This window comes from Pseudosulfitobacter sp. SM2401, assembly GCF_042932805.1.
Classification (GTDB): Bacteria; Pseudomonadota; Alphaproteobacteria; order Rhodobacterales; family Rhodobacteraceae; genus Ascidiaceihabitans.
In genome coordinates this window covers 3,182,501-3,199,083 of the sequence record NZ_CP170633.1, presented here as the reverse complement: position 1 = coordinate 3,199,083, position 16,583 = coordinate 3,182,501, and the positions used below count along the sequence as shown (strand labels likewise).

Here is a 16,583-nt window from a genome sequence, read left to right as displayed (position 1 = left end):
GGATCAAGGGCTTTTGAACATCGTAACAACTACTATATGTTATAAGCAACAAAGGACGGAATATGCCCAAGTTCGCTTACGAAGTTTTGCACCCTGAAAAGCAGACCTCTTGCGTGGTTTTCGCATCACCTCATTCGGGGCGCGATTATCCTTGGTCGTTCTTGCGGCGCACAGTTTTGGATGAGCATACGATCCGATCAAGCGAGGATGCGTTTGTCGATCAGCTGTTTGATTGCGCGCCAAAGTTCGGGGCGTCATTCCTGAAAGCCGGTGCACCACGCGCGTTTGTTGATTTGAACCGAAGCGCGGACGAACTGGATCCTGCCTTGATCGAAGGGCTGCGCAAATCGGGCCATAATCCACGGGTTGCGGCGGGTTTGGGTGTTGTTCCCCGTGTGGTTGCCAACGGGCGCGCAATTTACCGGGGCAAGATTTCGCAGACCGAAGCACAGCGGCGCATCGACCAATATTGGACGCCGTACCACGAAATGCTGCAAAAACTGCTGGACGCAGCACACCAACGGCATGGTCAAGCGGTGCTTGTTGACTGCCACTCGATGCCACACGAAGCGATGGACGGTGTTGCACGCTCAGGCATACGCCGCCCCGACGTTGTGCTGGGCGATAGGTTCGGAGCTGCGGCGACCGCAGAAGTTGTCGATCGGCTTGAGGCCGCATTTGTCGCGGCCGGTTTTGTTGTCACACGCAATGTGCCGTTCGCGGGTGCGTACATCACGCAAGCCTACGGGCGCCCATCGCGTGGTCAACATGCGGTTCAGGTCGAAATCGACAGGTCTATCTACATGAACGAAAAGCTGATTCGCCCGAATGGTGATTTTGAAGCCGTGCGCGCTGCGTTGCGTGATGTTGTCGCTGATGTTGCCAAAGTCGGGCAGGGTCGGATGCCACTGGCTGCGGAATAGGCTCGCCCCGCGCAGCATTCCCCGCTAGGGAGCCACATGGATACCGAATTCGAGATATTTTTCGCAACGGCCCCCGGGCTGGAACAGGTGCTGGCGGATGAAGCCATCGCCTTAGGATTCGCCGCGCCCGAAGTGTTGAAGGGTGGCGTTGCGACCCGCGGCGGGTGGGCCGAGGTGTGGCGCGCCAACCTGCAATTGCGGGGGGCCAATCGGGTACTGGCCCGCATCGGCAGCTTTCGCACGATGCACTTGGCGCAGCTGGACAAACGGATGCGGAAATTCCCGTGGGGTGAAATTTTGCGCGTCGATGTGCCTGTGAAGGTCGAGGTGATGTGCAAAAAATCGCGAATTTATCATGCAGGTGCCGCAGCACAGCGGGTAGAGCGCGCGATCACCGAGGAACACGGGGCTGAAATCAGCAAAGACGCCGCGCTAAAAATCATGGTCCGGATCGAGGACGATCTGTGCACCATCAGCATCGATACGAGCGGCGAACTGCTGCACAAACGCGGGCACAAAGTTGCGGTAGGCAAGGCACCGATGCGTGAAACCTTGGCCTCTTTGTTTTTGCGCCAATGCGGGTACGACGGGCATGAGCCGGTCTATGATCCGATGTGCGGATCAGGCACGTTTTTGATAGAAGCGGCGGAAATTGCGAGCGGGCTGAACCCCGGTCGTGCGCGGGCTTTTGGGTTTGAGCAGTTGGCGACGTTTGACGCAGACGCGTGGGCAGACATTAAGGCTGTCGACACGACAAATTCCAGCGATCAGCGGTTCTATGGATCGGACCGTGATGCGGGTGCTGTGCGGATGAGCGGCGAAAACGCCGAGCGCGCAGGTGTGGCCCAGATGTGTTCGTTTCAGGAACGGCCTTTTGCCGAGGCTGAAGCCCCCGATGGGCCAAAAGGTTTGGTCATGGTGAACCCGCCGTACGGCGCGCGGATCGGGTCGAAAAAGACGCTGTATCCGGTTTATGCGCAATTGGGCACGATGCTAAAAACCCAGTTCAAAGGCTGGCGCGTGGGGGTTGTGACCTCGGATGCGAGCCTTGCCAACACAATGGGTTTGAAGTTTCTGGAACAAACACGGCCGGTTTCAAACGGTGGCCTAAAGGTATCGCTGTATCGCACGGGGCCGCTGTAATCAGCGCAGCGCGCGCCCTTTCAGGATCGCATCCGAACCGAATTTTTCACGGATTTTGTCTGTCGCACGCTCGGCCGCACTACGTTTATTGGCGTCGGGGTCCAGCAGATCGTTCGACCAATCCGCCCCTTCGGCACTGATCAGATGCGACAACCCGCACCCCAACAATCGGTAGGGGCCTTGGTTGCCAACCTGATCGAACAACGCGCGCGCTGTGCGATAAACCACGTCAGCCATTTGCGTGCCGTCGTGCAGCGTGACCCGTCGCGTGATCGTCGAATGATCGGTGCGTTTCAATTTCAGCGTCACAACGCGACCCGCGAGATCCTTGGCCTTGGCGCGATCAGATACTTGTTCCGCCAACCGCCAAAGATGCCCATCGAGGATCTCGAGATCCGACGTGTCGTCATTGAACGTCGTTTCTTTTGAGATCGATTTGACCGGTTCATGCGCGCTGACACGGCGATGGTCCTGCCCACGCGCAAGGTGCCACAAACGTTCGCCCATGGACCCGAACCGCACCGTCAAATCAGCCCGATCCCAACGTAGCAAATCGGTAAAAGTGCGGATGCCCGCCTTTTCCAGTGCAACTTTGGTCACGGCGCCCACACCCCAGATCATGCCCACGGGTTTGTCGCGCAGGAAATCGTCGGTTTCTGCGGCACCGATCACCGAAAATCCGTGCGGTTTGTTCAGATCAGAGGCGACCTTGGCGAGGAATTTATTGTGACTTAGCCCGATAGATCCGGTCAGCCCTAACTCGTCCCGCATCCGTTTTATCAACCGCGCCAGCATGACCGCAGGCGGAGCGCCGTGCAAGCGGGCGGTGCCGCGCAGGTCCATGAATGCCTCGTCCAGCGACAGCGGTTCGATGGCGGGGGTCAGGTCTTCCATCATCTTGCGGATCGCGCGGGATGCCTCGACGTAGGCCTCCATTCGCGGTTTGATGATCACCGCATTGGGGCACAATTTCAGGGCCTGAAACATCGGCATGGCAGATCGCACACCGCGAATGCGCGCCACGTAACAGGCGGTCGACACCACACCACGCCGCCCGCCACCGATGATCACGGGTTTGTCCGACAGGCTGGGGTCGTCACGCTTTTCGACCGACGCATAAAACGCATCGCAATCCATGTGGGCAATCGACAGGTCATACAGCTCTGCATGGTTAACGACACGCGGACTGGCGCAGGCGGGGCAGCGCCGACCGCTCGGGAATTGGGTCATGCAATCGCGACAAAGGGCAGGCATTTTGGTACGGCTCTGATAGGGTTCACAGGCAGTTTAACGCGAGGACGTTAGGATGAACATGACCTTTCCCACGCCATTCCACGGGGCCAAGCTGGCGCTGTTTGTGGGCGATAATCTGGCCGTGATTTTGCGCGATGACCGTGACGATATTCCGTGGCCGGATTGCTGGGATATGCCCGGCGGTGGGCGCGAAGGGAGTGAGACCCCGATGGCGTGCGCCCTGCGCGAAACACGCGAGGAACTGGGGTTGCTGATTGACCCGAATGCAGTGGTCTGGGGCAAGCGTTTTGACAGTGATTTAGGGGATAAGTGGTTCTTTGTCGCGCACTTACCTGCACAGGTCGCCCGCGACATTCAGCTTGGCGACGAGGGCCAGCGCTGGGTGTTGATGAGCACGTCTGAGTACATCAATCACCCCAAAACGATCGGTCCGTTAGGCGACCGTCTGCGGGTTTATTTGAACGGAGAATCCGGTGACTAAAAAAGAAAACCCCTCGCTGTCTGAGCGAGGGGAGTTGACGAACCTCAGGAAGAACGGGTCCGTCGGGGAGTATCACCTAATAACGTATGCATACAGTAGTTTGGCGGATTCACCTAGTATGGAATACCTGGCCACAACTATATCGTGTATGTTGTGGCGATTTTCACACAAGAAGACGGGTTAAGGTAGACTGGCGATAATCTGTTGTGCGGCGTCGGTCGGGCTTGGGGCTTGCCAAATCGGACGCCCGACAACGATGTGATCGGCCCCGTCTGTGATCGCTCGATGCGGTGTTGCCACCCGCTTTTGATCACCTAACGCAGCCCCGACTGGGCGCACGCCGGGGGTCACAATCAGGCGGTCTTTTGCTTCGGGCAATGCACGGATCATCGCGGCCTCTTGGGGCGAGGCGATGACGCCATCGGCACCTGCCTCAAACGCGCGGGCGGCGCGGGTGATAACCAAATCCTGAACGTCGCCATCTTTGATCAGGCACGCATCCAGATCAGCGCGGTCCAAAGACGTCAGAATAGTCACGCCAAGGATTTTCAGATTGCTGCCCGCAGCGCCCTGTTTGGCAGCGTCGATTACATGCGGATCACCATGCACCGTCAGGAAATCCAGATCGAATTGCGCCAATCCACGCACCGCAGCCTCGATCGTGGCCCCGATGTCGAACAGTTTCATATCAAGGAAAATGCGTTTGTTGTGTTCTTGGATCAGCTCGTTGGCCAATGCCAGGCCACCGGTGGTCAGCATCCCCAAGCCGATTTTATAAAAGTTAACGGCATCGCCGATTTGCATGGTTAATTCGTGTGCGGCGTGCGCATTCGGCACGTCCAGCGCTACAATCAATCTGTCATCTGTCATGGTGTGATCCCTGTTTTCTGCAAACAAACAATCGGGTCACTAAAGGATCGGGCGCACCAAGTCTATGCTTAGCCTGCAAAGCCGCCAAAATTGGGCCTTTAGACTGAGGCCGCGCGACGCTGTAAGGCGGAGGACGCGCTTAGAGCGATCTCGCCAAATTCGGTTTCGGCAGCGGCGGCACGGTATTCTGGCATGCGACGCAATTGGCGCAGGGCGTCTTGTAACCATGCGATCCGGTGCTGCGTCGCGTCGGCCTCTGCTGGCAAAAGACTAACGCATTTTAACGACACAACCACGTCTTCACAGGTCAACAAACACTGCGCTTCGGATGCGTTTACTTCGACAAAATCAACACTGGTTATCTGCACGCCACGACCCCCGTTTTACCAGTCGGATCGTATAGCGGCAGGTGGCTGTGTTCTAAGGGAAAGTCGTTAAATTATTCCCCACATTTGTCTGAGGTCAGTAAAAAGCCCGGCACGCACACTGTACGGCCGGGTGAGTATCAGAGACTTTAGCAGGCAGGCAGCTGTCTCTGCTGTGCAGGCCGCAAAACATAGGGGAATGACGCGGGCCTGCGCATTGGAATGAAATGTAGCTTTGGGTCAGGCGGCGAGACGGCGCAGCATGTCGAACGGATCAAAGTTGCGCTTGGTCGGGGCGGCGGCACGGATGGTGCGCTGGGCCAAGGTCGGGTTGAACACCTGTGAAGATGACAGGCCGCCACGACCGGAATGACGACGCAGCGCTTGTGTGGTCAGACCAACGGATGCGTCCTCAAAGGACATGTCGATTGGCGCGTCGATGGCGCATGCGAATTTGCGCGTCTCGGTTCCGCCGTGGACCGTCGCCAATGCCTCAAAGCGTTGGCTGGTCGCGTTGTAAATGACGTTGTTCAGTTCGACTGTATGACGTTGCATATCTGGACACCTGTTTTTGTTATTGCTCGTTTCGTGATAAATACATTGGGTTTTGTTTTCTTCATTTCGAGGGGAATTTTGTAAAACTTTTGTGAATCTTGCGATTTTATCGTCAAAACAAGCGGTTTTAGGGATGTTTTTTGACAATAGCACCCCTCTTGAATTGCCCGAATATTATGCCCAAGTGGGGTATGAGGCCCGATAAATGTCGTATGCTGCTTGTCAGGTGCGACACGAGACAGGGCGCTTTTTAAAAGGAGACGACCATGGACTTAACCAAGTTCACAGAGCGGTCGCGCGGCTTTGTACAAGCTGCCCAGACGATCGCCACACGCGACAGTCACCAACGGCTGACGCCTGAACATATTCTAAAAGCACTGATGGACGATGACCAAGGTTTGGCCAGCAATTTGATCACGGCAGCGGGTGGTGATGCACGCGCGGTGGCAGTGGCCACTGACGTATCGTTGGGCAAATTGGCCAAAGTGTCAGGCGATGCCGCACAGGTTTATTTGGACAACACAACGAGCAAAGTTTTGGCCGAAGCCGAAGCGCTGGCTAAGAAAGCGGGCGACAGCTTTGTGCCGGTCGAACGCATCTTGATGGCACTGTGCATGGTTAAGTCCGGTGCCAAAACGGCATTGGACGCCGGTAAGGTTAACGCCCAGGCTTTGAACACCGCGATCAACGACATTCGCAAAGGCCGCACAGCCGACAGTGCCAGCGCCGAAGATGGCTATGACGCGTTGAAAAAATACGCCCAAGACCTGACAACCCGCGCCGAAGAAGGCAAGATTGACCCGATCATTGGCCGTGACGAGGAAATCCGCCGCGCAATGCAGGTCTTGTCGCGCCGCACCAAAAACAACCCGGTTTTGATCGGTGAACCGGGCGTGGGTAAGACCGCGATCGCCGAAGGTTTGGCTCTGCGCATCATCAACGGCGACGTGCCTGAATCCTTGCGCAACAAACGCCTGTTGTCGTTGGACATGGGCGCGTTGATCGCCGGCGCAAAATATCGCGGTGAATTCGAGGAACGCCTGAAGGCCGTGTTGACCGAGGTCACCGAAGCTGCCGGCGAAATCATCCTGTTCATCGACGAAATGCACACGCTTGTCGGCGCGGGCAAAGGCGAGGGCGCGATGGATGCGGCCAACCTGATCAAGCCTGCCTTGGCGCGCGGCGAATTGCACTGCGTCGGTGCCACAACCTTGGATGAATACCGCAAATACGTTGAAAAAGACGCGGCTTTGGCCCGTCGTTTCCAGCCGGTGATTATCGCAGAACCCACTGTCGAGGACACGATATCGATCCTGCGCGGCATCAAGGAAAAGTACGAATTGCACCACGGTGTTCGCATTTCCGACAGCGCGCTGGTTGCGGCGGCAACCTTGTCGCACCGCTACATCACCGACCGGTTTCTGCCCGACAAAGCCATCGATCTGATGGACGAGGCCGCCAGCCGTTTGCGCATGGAAGTCGACAGCAAACCCGAGGAACTCGACGCGCTGGACCGCGACATCATGCAAAAACAGATCGAGGCAGAGGCGCTTCGACTGGAGGACGATGCCGCGTCCAAGGATCGTCTGGAAACGCTGGAAAAGGATCTGGCTGATCTGCAAGAACGCAGCGCTGAAATGACCGCGCAGTGGCAGGCAGAGCGCGACAAACTGGCGGGGGCGCGTGACATCAAAGAGCATTTGGATCATGCGCGCAGCGAGCTGGAGATCGCGAAACGCGAGGGCAATCTGGCCAAAGCCGGAGAGCTGTCGTACGGCGTGATCCCCGATCTGGAACGCAAATTGGGCGAGGCTGAAGGCGCTGAATCCGAAGCGATGGTTGCTGAGGCCGTGCGCCCCGAACAGATCGCGTCGGTGGTTGAACGCTGGACAGGAATCCCGACCGCAAAAATGCTGGAAGGCGACCGTGAAAAACTGCTGCGGATGGAAGACCAACTGCACAGTCGCGTCATCGGTCAATCCACAGCGGTCACCGCGTTGTCCAATGCCGTGCGCCGGTCGCGCGCTGGTTTGAACGACGAAGATCGCCCGCTGGGATCTTTCCTGTTCCTCGGCCCAACCGGCGTCGGGAAAACCGAACTGACCAAGGCGGTCGCAGAATTCCTATTCGACGATGACAGCGCGATGGTGCGCATCGACATGTCCGAATTTATGGAAAAACATGCGGTTTCGCGGCTGATCGGGGCACCTCCTGGCTATGTCGGCTACGACGAGGGTGGCGTTCTGACCGAAGCGGTGCGGCGTCGCCCGTACCAGGTTGTCCTATTTGACGAGGTCGAAAAGGCGCACCCCGACGTGTTCAATGTCCTGTTGCAGGTTTTGGACGACGGCGTGCTGACGGACGGTCAAGGGCGCACGGTGGATTTCAAGCAAACGCTGATTATCCTGACGTCGAACTTGGGCGCGCAAGCGCTGAGCCAACTGCCGGATGGTGCTGATGCATCGGACGCCAAACGCGATGTGATGGAGGCCGTGCGCGGACATTTCCGCCCCGAATTCCTGAACCGTCTGGATGAAACGATCATCTTTGATCGCCTGAACCGCGGCGACATGGATGGCATCGTGAAGATCCAGATGGCGCGCCTGTTGCGTCGGTTGGCGGCGCGCAAGATCACGCTTGATCTGGACGACGGCGCGCGCACGTGGCTCGCGGACGAAGGCTATGATCCGGTGTTTGGCGCACGCCCGTTGAAACGTGTCATCCAGAACGCGCTGCAGAATCCGCTGGCTGAAATGCTGCTGGCGGGTGACGTGCTGGACGGCGACACGATCGAAGTCTCAGCGGGTGCAGATGGCCTGATCATCGGTGACCGGATCGCCGCATCGAACCGGCCAAAACCGGACGAGGCCACTGTTCACTAACCCATGATCCATGAAACACTGAAAAGGCCGGACATACTGTCTGGCCTTTTAACGTGAGGTACAGAATGCAGCCAAAACTGGTAATTTTTGATTGCGACGGGGTCTTGGTCGACAGCGAGCGGACGACAAATGAAGTAATACAACGATCACTTGCCAGCCATGGGTTTGACCTGCCCGTGGATCAGATCATGGCGTTGTTTGTCGGTGGCACGATGGCCAGTGTGCGCGAAGAAGTTGGGCGGCGTGGCGTGCAATTGCCGCATGATTGGGTCGCTACGATCAATGCCAACGTCGCGCAGGTGCTGGGGGCTTCGGTTGAATTGATCCCATCTATTCTTGGCGTCTTGGATGCATTGGATGCAGCAGACATTCCCTATGCTGTCGGATCAAACGGGCCGATGGACAAAATGCAGGCGACTTTGGGACGTACGGGATTGTGGGACCGAATGCAGGGGCGCATTTACACAGCACATGATTGCGATCACCCCAAACCAGCGCCGGATGTTTACCTAAAAGCGGCGACCAAAGCAGGCTGCGATCCCGCCGCCTGTGTGGTGATCGAAGACAGTGCATCAGGGGCAAAGGCCGCCGTCGCCGCCAAGATGCCATGCTATGGCTATTGCGCAGATACGCCAGTGGCCAAACTGGATCCGTTTTGCGTCGCAACCTTTGACGATATGGCAAATTTGCCCAATTTGTTGGAGTTGTAACAAATGCGCCTGCCAGAGTTTTCCGGCAGGCGCTTTTTAATTGTTTGAGAAGTAAGGCCCGGATTTAGGCCCAGATAAAGTCGGAGTTATCCAGCTCAGAAATATCTACGTTTTGCAGCAAGACAGTGTCACCTGCATCCGCTGTGATCAAAACATTTGCCCCTTCTGTTTCCAGCGACAGATCAGAGATATCGGTAAATCCGTAGGCCGAGAAATCGAGCGTATCAACACCGTCTTCAAAGTCCGGGATCACGTCTTTGCCCATGCCATTCGCGAAAACAAAGGTGTCAGCGCCAGTGCCGCCTGTCATGTTGTAACGACCCGCGCCGCCGTCGATTGTGTCGTTGCCGCCTTTGCCGCTCAAGTGGTCAGCGCCGTCACCAAGATCGGCCACATCGGCTGTGTCCGTACCGGTCAAGCGGTCGTCGCCTGAGGCCCCTGTGATGACATTTGCAAGATCTGCAAAGCAAAGTCGCTGGGCTGAATAGGGGCATAACTGAAGGTCAGTGTGTTGCCTTCGATTGTGAAATCCGAAGGATCAATCAAAAAATATGCCTCCGGGTTCAAGATCGCTTCAGAAGCGGTCAAAACGCCATCCTCGATTTGAAAACCAAATCTGGTCGCTTGAACAGCGGAAACCAGGTCGAACACGATCAGGCCGTCAAGATTGTCGAATGTGACCGAGACAGTATACTTTTCGCCAACCAGCGAGTTGCCCAAATTGACTGCATCGACAACGTCGGACCCTTCGGTCAGCGTTCCGTCAAAAGTGTCACCAGGACATATACTGGGGTTAGCTGCGTCTCCGCTTTTGTTTAAGAATGTGTCGACGGTTTCGGTGTAAGCTGTTATTTTTTCTAATTTTCCTGCTACAAAATACCTCTGCCGCATTGTGCGACATGGTTAATGACAGCGTTTTGATTAAAATTTTGGGCAGCGATATGTTTTGAAACGGACAGTTTCGCGGTTTGACGAAGGCGACCATGACACGGCGTGATCAGATTGCACACCTATAGGGGGAAAATTACCTAGATTTCCCCCTGTAGGTGCGAATTTTACATGCGCTGTTTGGTTTAGGTCAGCTCAAAAATATCCGAAAAGATAAAATCGTCGTTTGTCAGATCTGCTAAATCCACCTTGCGAACAGTCAAGAAATCGCTGGGCCTGGCGTTGATGCGCACATGGATGCCCACCTGCGTCAGGGTCAGCTGCGACATGTCGAACAGACCCATCGCGGAAAAGTCGAGCAGGTCAATGCCGTCTTCGAAATCATGAAGAGTGTCACGGTTCATGCCGCTTGCGAACACAAAGACATCTGCCCCGTTGTCGCCCCGCAGCTGGTCGTCACCTGCGCCGCCGATCAACGTGTCGTTACCGTTGCCACCGTTCATGGTGTCCTTGCCCGTGCCGCCGTCTAGCACGTCGTTGCCTTGACCGGCGTTCAAAACGTCTTCGCCACTGCCGCCGACAAAGCGGTCATCGCCGCCCAACAACGCAACGTTGTCAGCACCAGACGTGCCGTAAACGGTGTCGTTGCTTTCGGTCGGGATGTTTGGATCGACAACAACCGGCGCGTCGGCTGCGGTCACGTCAATTATGTAATCGACGTAATCTGCGGATTCGAGGAACAGCGTATAAACGCCACTGGCGGCAGCCGTGAATGTCAGTTGATTGCTCGGGCCATCAATCACAGGCGTCGCATAGATCGGTGCGGCGTCCGGGCCGGAAATGTAGTACAGTTCGGTCGCTGGCGGTGCCAACATGCTGAAAGTATAGGTGTAGCCCGCGATCAATTGCAGATTAATGCCGTCGATTGAATCCGGGCCGAATTCTTCTGAATTTAATGTTCCGTCTAGCAGGTCACCAGCGACTGGTGAAATGGGGTTGGGGGTAAAACTGTCGCTAAATGTGTCTTCGATTTAAGTCGTCATGTCATAATCCTTAACCAATTTACTCATCCACCCCAGGACCCGCAGAAGATATCACAAGGCGGGCTTTGAGCCGTGCTACTTTTCATCACATTTTGGCCACATCCCGCGAGTCGACGTGCAAAATGTGTTTTTTTATCAACAAAACGGCAGGTTTGGGGGTGCTGTGGCGCAGATGCTCGGATGCTAACCGGCAAAATGCTCCGAATCGGGAAAGACGGCACCGAATCGCAAAGGGCGGTCGTTTGACGGGCCGCCCTGTGTGAATTTTCGCTAGAACCGCGCCCGATTAACCCAGAATTGGGATCTCGGCAAAGATGAAGTCGCCGTTGTCTAGATCGCCCAGATCAAAGTTCTTGAGCGTCACTGCATCGCGTGCGCTGGTGCGGATTTCCAGATCATTTCCGATCTGCGTGATGGTCATGTCGTCCATGCCAAAACCGAACCCAAAGCTGGTAAAGTCCAGCAGATCAATGCCGTCTTCGAACCCGAAAATCTTGTCGGCGCGACTGCGGTCATCAAAGATGAATACGTCAGCACCACTGCCGCCGCGCATTTCGTCATCGCCCATGCCGCCGTCAATCGTGTCGTCGCCTTTGCCGCCATAGATCAGGTCTTTGCCTGCGCCACCTTCGACTTGGTCATGACCGTCGCCAGCATAGATTTTGTCGTTGCCGTGATCGCCGATCACAGTGTCATCGCCGCGCCGTCCATACAGTCGGTCGTTCGCGTTGCCGCCGTTGATGTAGTCGTTGCCATTGCCGCCATCGATAAAATCGTTGTCCGCGTCGCCGTAGATCACGTCGTTGTTGTTGCCGCCCATCAGTTTGTCTTTGCCAGACCCACCGTTGATCACATCCTGCCCGCCGCCGCCTTGGATCGTGTCCTGACCAGACCCACCGTCCAGCGTGTCGTTGCCGCGGCCGCCTGACAGTTGGTCACTGCCACCACCACCGATGAACGTGTCAGCACCGTTGGTGCCCACGATCGTGTCGCTGCCTTCGGTTGTGACGACTTCGGGTGCGTCTGCCAGAACAAAGTCCGACAGATCGACGTCTTCGAGTGCGGTGTTTTCCAGCACGACATAGTTGCCGTCACGAAATGAGACGCGCACGCCGGAGCCTTCGGTTTGCAAACCCATTTGGGACAGTTGCCAGATGTTCATGATTGAAACGTCCAGCTTGTCCTGGCCTTGGGTAAAATCAGTGATCGTGTCCTGACCCGAACCAGACGCAAAGATGAAGGTGTCCGCGCCATCGCCGCCCGACATCAAATCGTTTTCCTTGCCGCCATTCAGGGTGTCGTTGCCGATGCCGCCGTACAGGGTGTCGTCGCCCTTTTCGCCGATCAGCATGTCCGCGCCTTCGCCGCCAAACAGCAGGTCCTCTTGGTTGCCGCCGTTCAGATAGTCATTGTCGATGCCGCCCCACAGCGTGTCACGGCCATTGCCGCCCAGCAGAGTGTCATTGCCTTCGTCGCCGGTGATTGAATCATTGCCGCACACGCCGTCGATCATATCGTCGCCTGCACCGCCCGTGACTTTGTCGGACCCGCCCAGTGCGGAATACACATCATTGCCATCCAGCAAATCGATGGTGTCGGATGTCATGTTGCCGGTCAGCGTATCGTTACCTGTGGTTGGCATAAATCTAGTCCCCGTCTAAATATCAAAGCGTGATCACGGACGGTCACGCAAATAGCGCGCCACGGCATGGTCAGACTTTTGGTGGTGACGGGTGGCAGCCCGTCGAAATGCAGATCCGAAGGTATCTTCGGTTGAGTAAAGGTTAACACGAGATTTTTGATTTTGTCCGCAAATTGGCACCTTTAGGGCAGAATTGTGGCCCTCTTCTCGCATGGCGTGAAAGATTGTCGTGCGGTGCGCAACAGAGGCGCGGTATCGTGCGGATTGATCGGCGTGCCTTATTTCAAACGCCTGAACCGCCCGAATCGACGGCAGATGTTTCAAGCGGCTGTAGCCATCGTGATGGTCTGTGCCCTTGCGCCACGGGTCGCTTGCTCACACAACAGGCACAACACGAGAATAGGGAGTGACGTCATGGGTTTTGCAATGAATGTGCTAGAGGCGTTGGCCTTTGTCTTTGTCGGGGTGATTGGCGTGGTGCTGCTGCTGGCAATTGTCCTGTTCATCGCGGACCGTATCCAGACCGAAGACGCGATCCGCCGCAACTATCCGGTTATTGGCCGATTTCGGCATCTGTTTTCCGCGCTGGGCGAATTCTTTCGTCAGTATTTCTTTGCAATGGATCGCGAGGAATTGCCGTTCAACCGCGCCCAACGTGAATGGGTCAAACGCGCTGCCGAAGGGCACAGCAACACGGTCGCTTTTGGCTCGACCCGCAATTTGACCGTAATTGGCACGCCAACATTCGCAAACGATCCGTTCCCGCCTTTGGACAACCAATTTGCCTGCACTGAACCGATGGTGATTGGCGCAACTGCACGCACGCCGTTCACCGCCAAGTCGTTCTTTAACATCTCGGGCATGAGTTACGGCGCGATTTCAAAACCTGCCGTTCAGGCGCTCAGCCGTGGTGCCGCCAAAGCCGGCGTGTGGCTGAACACAGGCGAGGGCGGTCTAAGCCCGTTTCACCTGGAGGGTGGCTGCGATGTCGTGTTCCAGATCGGCACCGCCAAGTTTGGCGTGCGCGATACGGATGGCAAGCTAAGCGACGACAAGCTGCGCACCATGGCAGAGCATGAAAACGTCCGCATGTTCGAACTAAAGCTGGCCCAAGGTGCCAAGCCCGGCAAAGGCGGCATTCTGCCCGGTGAAAAGGTGACCGCTGAAATCGCGGCAATCCGTGGTTTGAACGTGGGCCAAGACGGCATTTCACCCAACCGCCACGCCGAGGTTGATGATTGGGACGATCTGTTGACGCTGATCGTGCACATTCGCGAGGTCACCGGCAAACCTGTGGGCATCAAAATGGTGGTGGGTACTGAACCTGCAGTCCAAGATTTGTTCGACACCATCGTGCGGCGGGGCGCGGACACCGCCCCTGATTTCATCACCATCGACGGCGGTGAGGGTGGCACCGGTGCGGCCCCGATGCCTTTGATCGATCTGGTCGGCATGTCGGTGCGCGAGGCATTGCCTCTTGTCACGAACGTGCGTGACGCTGCGGGCCTAAAAGATCGCGTGCGTCTGGTCGCCAGCGGCAAGCTGGTCAATCCCGGTGACATCGCGTGGGCGCTGGCGGCGGGGGCCGATTTTGTCACCTCGGCGCGCGGATTCATGTTCAGTCTTGGCTGCATTCAGGCCCTAAAGTGTAACAAGAACACCTGCCCAACCGGGATCACGACCCACGACAAGCGCTTTCAAAAGGGTTTGGTGGTTGAGGACAAATACGTGCGCGTCGCCCGCTACGCCAAGGACATCATCAAAGAGGTTGAAACGATTGCCCATTCGGTTGGTGTTGCCGAACCCCGCCTGATGCGTCGCCGTCACGTACGGATCATGCAAGACAGCGGCCGCACTGTTCCCATGAACGAGATTTACCCAAGCGTTCAAACGGCGGCCGAATAAATGCGCCAAAGCTTGCGGGACAAGGCCGTTGCTGTTTGTGACGCCAAGATCGCCCAAAAAGGGATTGGCGTTGGCCTGTCGTTCTATGCCTTCTTTAAGAATAGAAACGACGACCCCGAGGCCTTGATGGAAGCAGCGACTTGGTGGATCGAAACCCACCGGTTGGACCACTTTGAGAAAGCTGCAAAAATCCGCCAGATGATCGTTGAGGGGCGCTAAAGGCCTAGGTGCGAATGTTACAGCCTCCAAACTTCGTGTGATCTGGGTAGGAATTACATGAAACGCGCCCAACTATGTTGCATAACGTTCAAAACGTATCAGGAGATTTCCCATGGCCAATCGCTGGACCAACACACTGACCCACGCTGACGTCACGCCCGAGGCGGGATTTGTAAACCGTCGTCAATTGATTGCGGGGGCTGCTGCAGGCTTTGGTTTGGCGGGTGTTGCAGGGGCTGCGGCGGCGAACGAAGAATTGGTCCCGAATTCGTGGGAAGACATCACGCAGTACAACAACTTTTACGAATTCGGCACGGGCAAGACCGATCCGGCGATTTATGCGCGCGAAATGACCACGACCCCGTGGACGGTTGAGATCGGCGGTATGGTCGACAACCCCGGCCCCTACGAAATGTCCGACATCATGGACGCCATGACCATCGAGGAACGCATCTACCGGTTCCGCTGTGTCGAGGCATGGTCGATGGTTGTGCCTTGGAACGGATTTGAGCTGGCTGACTTGCTGAATTTGGCAGGTGTCCAAGACGGTGCGAAATATGTGGCGTTCGAGACGTTGTATCGCCCCGAAGAAATGCAAGGCCAACGGTTCCGTTCGCTCGATTGGCCCTACGTCGAAGGGCTGCGTCTGGACGAGGCAATGCACCCGCTGACCATGATGGCCACAGGCATCTACGGCAAACCGATCCCCAACCAGAACGGCGCGCCGATGCGTTTGGTTGTGCCGTGGAAATATGGGTTCAAATCGATCAAATCCATCGTCAAGATTACCCTGACCGACAAAGAGCCACCCACCAGCTGGAACAAAGCCAACGCGCGCGAATACGGGTTCTACAGTAACGTGAACCCCGAGGTGTCGCACCCGCGCTGGACGCAATCCTCTGAACGGGTGATCGGCGGCGGTTTGTTTGCCAAACGTGTGCCGACTTTGATGTTCAACGGCTACGAAGAAGAAGTCGCGAGCCTGTATGACGGCATGGACTTGAAGAAGAACTTCTAAACCATGCGTTCAATCGTCGATTTTACCAACACGGCGGTCCGCCGGATTCCCACGTGGGCTGTCTACATTCTATACCTGATCCCGGTGCCTGTACTTTTGTACATGGCGCAAACCGGTGCGCTGGGCCGAGAGCCGATCAAGGAACTGGAACACGAGTTGGGCGAGATTGCCCTACAGTTGCTGATCATCGGTCTGGCGATCACACCGCTGCGCCGCTACCTCGGGTTCAATTTTCTCAAGTTCCGCCGCACCTTTGGTGTTCTGGCCTTTACCTATGTCGCGTTGCATCTGCTGGTGTGGCTGGTGCTGGACATCGGCATCCTTAGCCAGATCTGGACGGACATCCTGAAACGTCCCTACATTACTATAGGCATGGGGGCGTTCGTGTTGATGATCCCGTTGGCCATAACATCGAACAACTGGTCCGTGCGCAAGTTAGGCCCGACGTGGCGCAAGCTGCACAAGCTGACCTATGTTATCGCGGCCTTGGGCGGGATCCATTTCATCATGGTCGTCAAGGGGATCCAGCTGGAACCGCTGATCTACATGGCGGTCATTCTGGGCCTGCTGGCCTTGAGGTATAAGAGAACGCGCGCATAGCCTGAACCGCGCAATATACTATGCGACTATATTCCCAGTTTGCGGATTGGCCATGTGATGCCAAAGTCGCCCTCAGCGCAGGGGG

At 56.4% G+C, this 16,583-nt stretch carries 17 protein-coding genes; 9 read left to right on the top strand and 8 right to left on the bottom strand.

What is annotated here, in order from left to right; all coding sequences use genetic code 11:
- Positions 1–62: 62 nt before the first annotated feature.
- Positions 63–923, top strand: coding sequence for an N-formylglutamate amidohydrolase (locus ACFIO0_RS15695; protein WP_390911339.1), 861 nt, complete (start codon positions 63–65; stop codon positions 921–923).
- A 36-nt stretch (positions 924–959) separates the two neighbouring features.
- Entirely contained in the window at positions 960–2,066 is a 1,107-nt protein-coding gene (locus ACFIO0_RS15690) for a class I SAM-dependent RNA methyltransferase (RefSeq protein WP_390911338.1), read from the top strand.
- Here ACFIO0_RS15690 and ACFIO0_RS15685 read toward each other — a convergent pair whose 3' ends face one another.
- A complete protein-coding gene (locus ACFIO0_RS15685) occupies positions 2,067–3,320 on the bottom strand; it encodes a DNA polymerase IV (protein ID WP_390911337.1) in 1,254 nt (417 codons plus the stop codon).
- A 52-nt stretch (positions 3,321–3,372) separates the two neighbouring features.
- Between ACFIO0_RS15685 and ACFIO0_RS15680 the strand changes: the two genes are divergently transcribed.
- Positions 3,373–3,801, top strand: coding sequence for an NUDIX domain-containing protein (locus ACFIO0_RS15680; RefSeq protein ID WP_390911336.1), 429 nt, complete (start codon positions 3,373–3,375; stop codon positions 3,799–3,801).
- Positions 3,802–3,981: 180 nt separating this feature from the next.
- Here the strand turns inward: ACFIO0_RS15680 and pyrF are convergent, their stop codons facing one another.
- The 3 genes from pyrF to ACFIO0_RS15665 form a co-directional block, all read right to left on the bottom strand.
- Positions 3,982–4,671 carry an orotidine-5'-phosphate decarboxylase gene (pyrF, locus tag ACFIO0_RS15675; RefSeq protein WP_390911335.1) on the bottom strand — a complete coding sequence of 230 codons (690 nt, stop codon included), beginning with the start codon at positions 4,669–4,671 and terminating at the stop codon, positions 3,982–3,984.
- 98 nt (positions 4,672–4,769) lie between these two features.
- The gene (locus tag ACFIO0_RS15670; RefSeq protein ID WP_390911334.1) at positions 4,770–5,039 is read right to left on the bottom strand and encodes a hypothetical protein; all 270 of its coding nucleotides are present in this window, start codon (positions 5,037–5,039) and stop codon (positions 4,770–4,772) included.
- A gap of 237 nt (positions 5,040–5,276) precedes the next feature.
- Entirely contained in the window at positions 5,277–5,591 is a 315-nt protein-coding gene (locus ACFIO0_RS15665; RefSeq protein ID WP_390911333.1) for an orotidine 5-phosphate decarboxylase, read from the bottom strand.
- A gap of 266 nt (positions 5,592–5,857) precedes the next feature.
- Here ACFIO0_RS15665 and clpB point away from each other — a divergent pair, with 266 nt between their 5' ends.
- Positions 5,858–8,473, top strand: a complete 2,616-nt coding sequence (clpB, locus tag ACFIO0_RS15660) for an ATP-dependent chaperone ClpB (protein WP_390911332.1) — start codon at positions 5,858–5,860, stop codon at positions 8,471–8,473.
- 65 nt (positions 8,474–8,538) lie between these two features.
- A complete protein-coding gene (locus ACFIO0_RS15655; RefSeq protein ID WP_390911331.1) occupies positions 8,539–9,183 on the top strand; it encodes an HAD-IA family hydrolase in 645 nt (214 codons plus the stop codon).
- Positions 9,184–9,247: 64 nt separating this feature from the next.
- Here the strand turns inward: ACFIO0_RS15655 and ACFIO0_RS15650 are convergent, their stop codons facing one another.
- The 4 genes from ACFIO0_RS15650 to ACFIO0_RS15635 form a co-directional block, all read right to left on the bottom strand.
- Entirely contained in the window at positions 9,248–9,601 is a 354-nt protein-coding gene (locus ACFIO0_RS15650; protein ID WP_390911330.1) for a hypothetical protein, read from the bottom strand.
- The gene (locus ACFIO0_RS15645) at positions 9,598–10,074 is read right to left on the bottom strand and encodes a hypothetical protein (protein ID WP_390911329.1); all 477 of its coding nucleotides are present in this window, start codon (positions 10,072–10,074) and stop codon (positions 9,598–9,600) included. The genes ACFIO0_RS15650 and ACFIO0_RS15645 overlap by 4 nt, the downstream gene beginning before the upstream one ends.
- Before the next feature lie 182 nt (positions 10,075–10,256).
- On the bottom strand, positions 10,257–10,946 hold the full coding sequence (locus ACFIO0_RS15640; RefSeq protein ID WP_390911328.1) for a calcium-binding protein: 690 nt from the start codon (positions 10,944–10,946) through the stop codon (positions 10,257–10,259).
- A 454-nt stretch (positions 10,947–11,400) separates the two neighbouring features.
- On the bottom strand, positions 11,401–12,756 hold the full coding sequence (locus ACFIO0_RS15635) for a calcium-binding protein (RefSeq protein ID WP_390911327.1): 1,356 nt from the start codon (positions 12,754–12,756) through the stop codon (positions 11,401–11,403).
- Between the two features lie 414 nt (positions 12,757–13,170).
- Here ACFIO0_RS15635 and ACFIO0_RS15630 point away from each other — a divergent pair, with 414 nt between their 5' ends.
- From ACFIO0_RS15630 to msrQ, 4 genes are all read left to right on the top strand, one after another.
- Positions 13,171–14,661 carry a glutamate synthase-related protein gene (locus tag ACFIO0_RS15630; protein WP_390911326.1) on the top strand — a complete coding sequence of 497 codons (1,491 nt, stop codon included), beginning with the start codon at positions 13,171–13,173 and terminating at the stop codon, positions 14,659–14,661.
- Positions 14,662–14,880, top strand: coding sequence for a DUF6500 family protein (locus tag ACFIO0_RS15625; protein WP_390911325.1), 219 nt, complete (start codon positions 14,662–14,664; stop codon positions 14,878–14,880).
- A gap of 112 nt (positions 14,881–14,992) precedes the next feature.
- Complete coding sequence (gene msrP / locus ACFIO0_RS15620; RefSeq protein ID WP_390911324.1) at positions 14,993–15,898, top strand: protein-methionine-sulfoxide reductase catalytic subunit MsrP; 906 nt, start codon at positions 14,993–14,995, stop codon at positions 15,896–15,898.
- A 3-nt stretch (positions 15,899–15,901) separates the two neighbouring features.
- Complete coding sequence (gene msrQ, locus ACFIO0_RS15615; RefSeq protein ID WP_390911323.1) at positions 15,902–16,498, top strand: protein-methionine-sulfoxide reductase heme-binding subunit MsrQ; 597 nt, start codon at positions 15,902–15,904, stop codon at positions 16,496–16,498.
- Positions 16,499–16,583 lie beyond the last annotated feature (85 nt).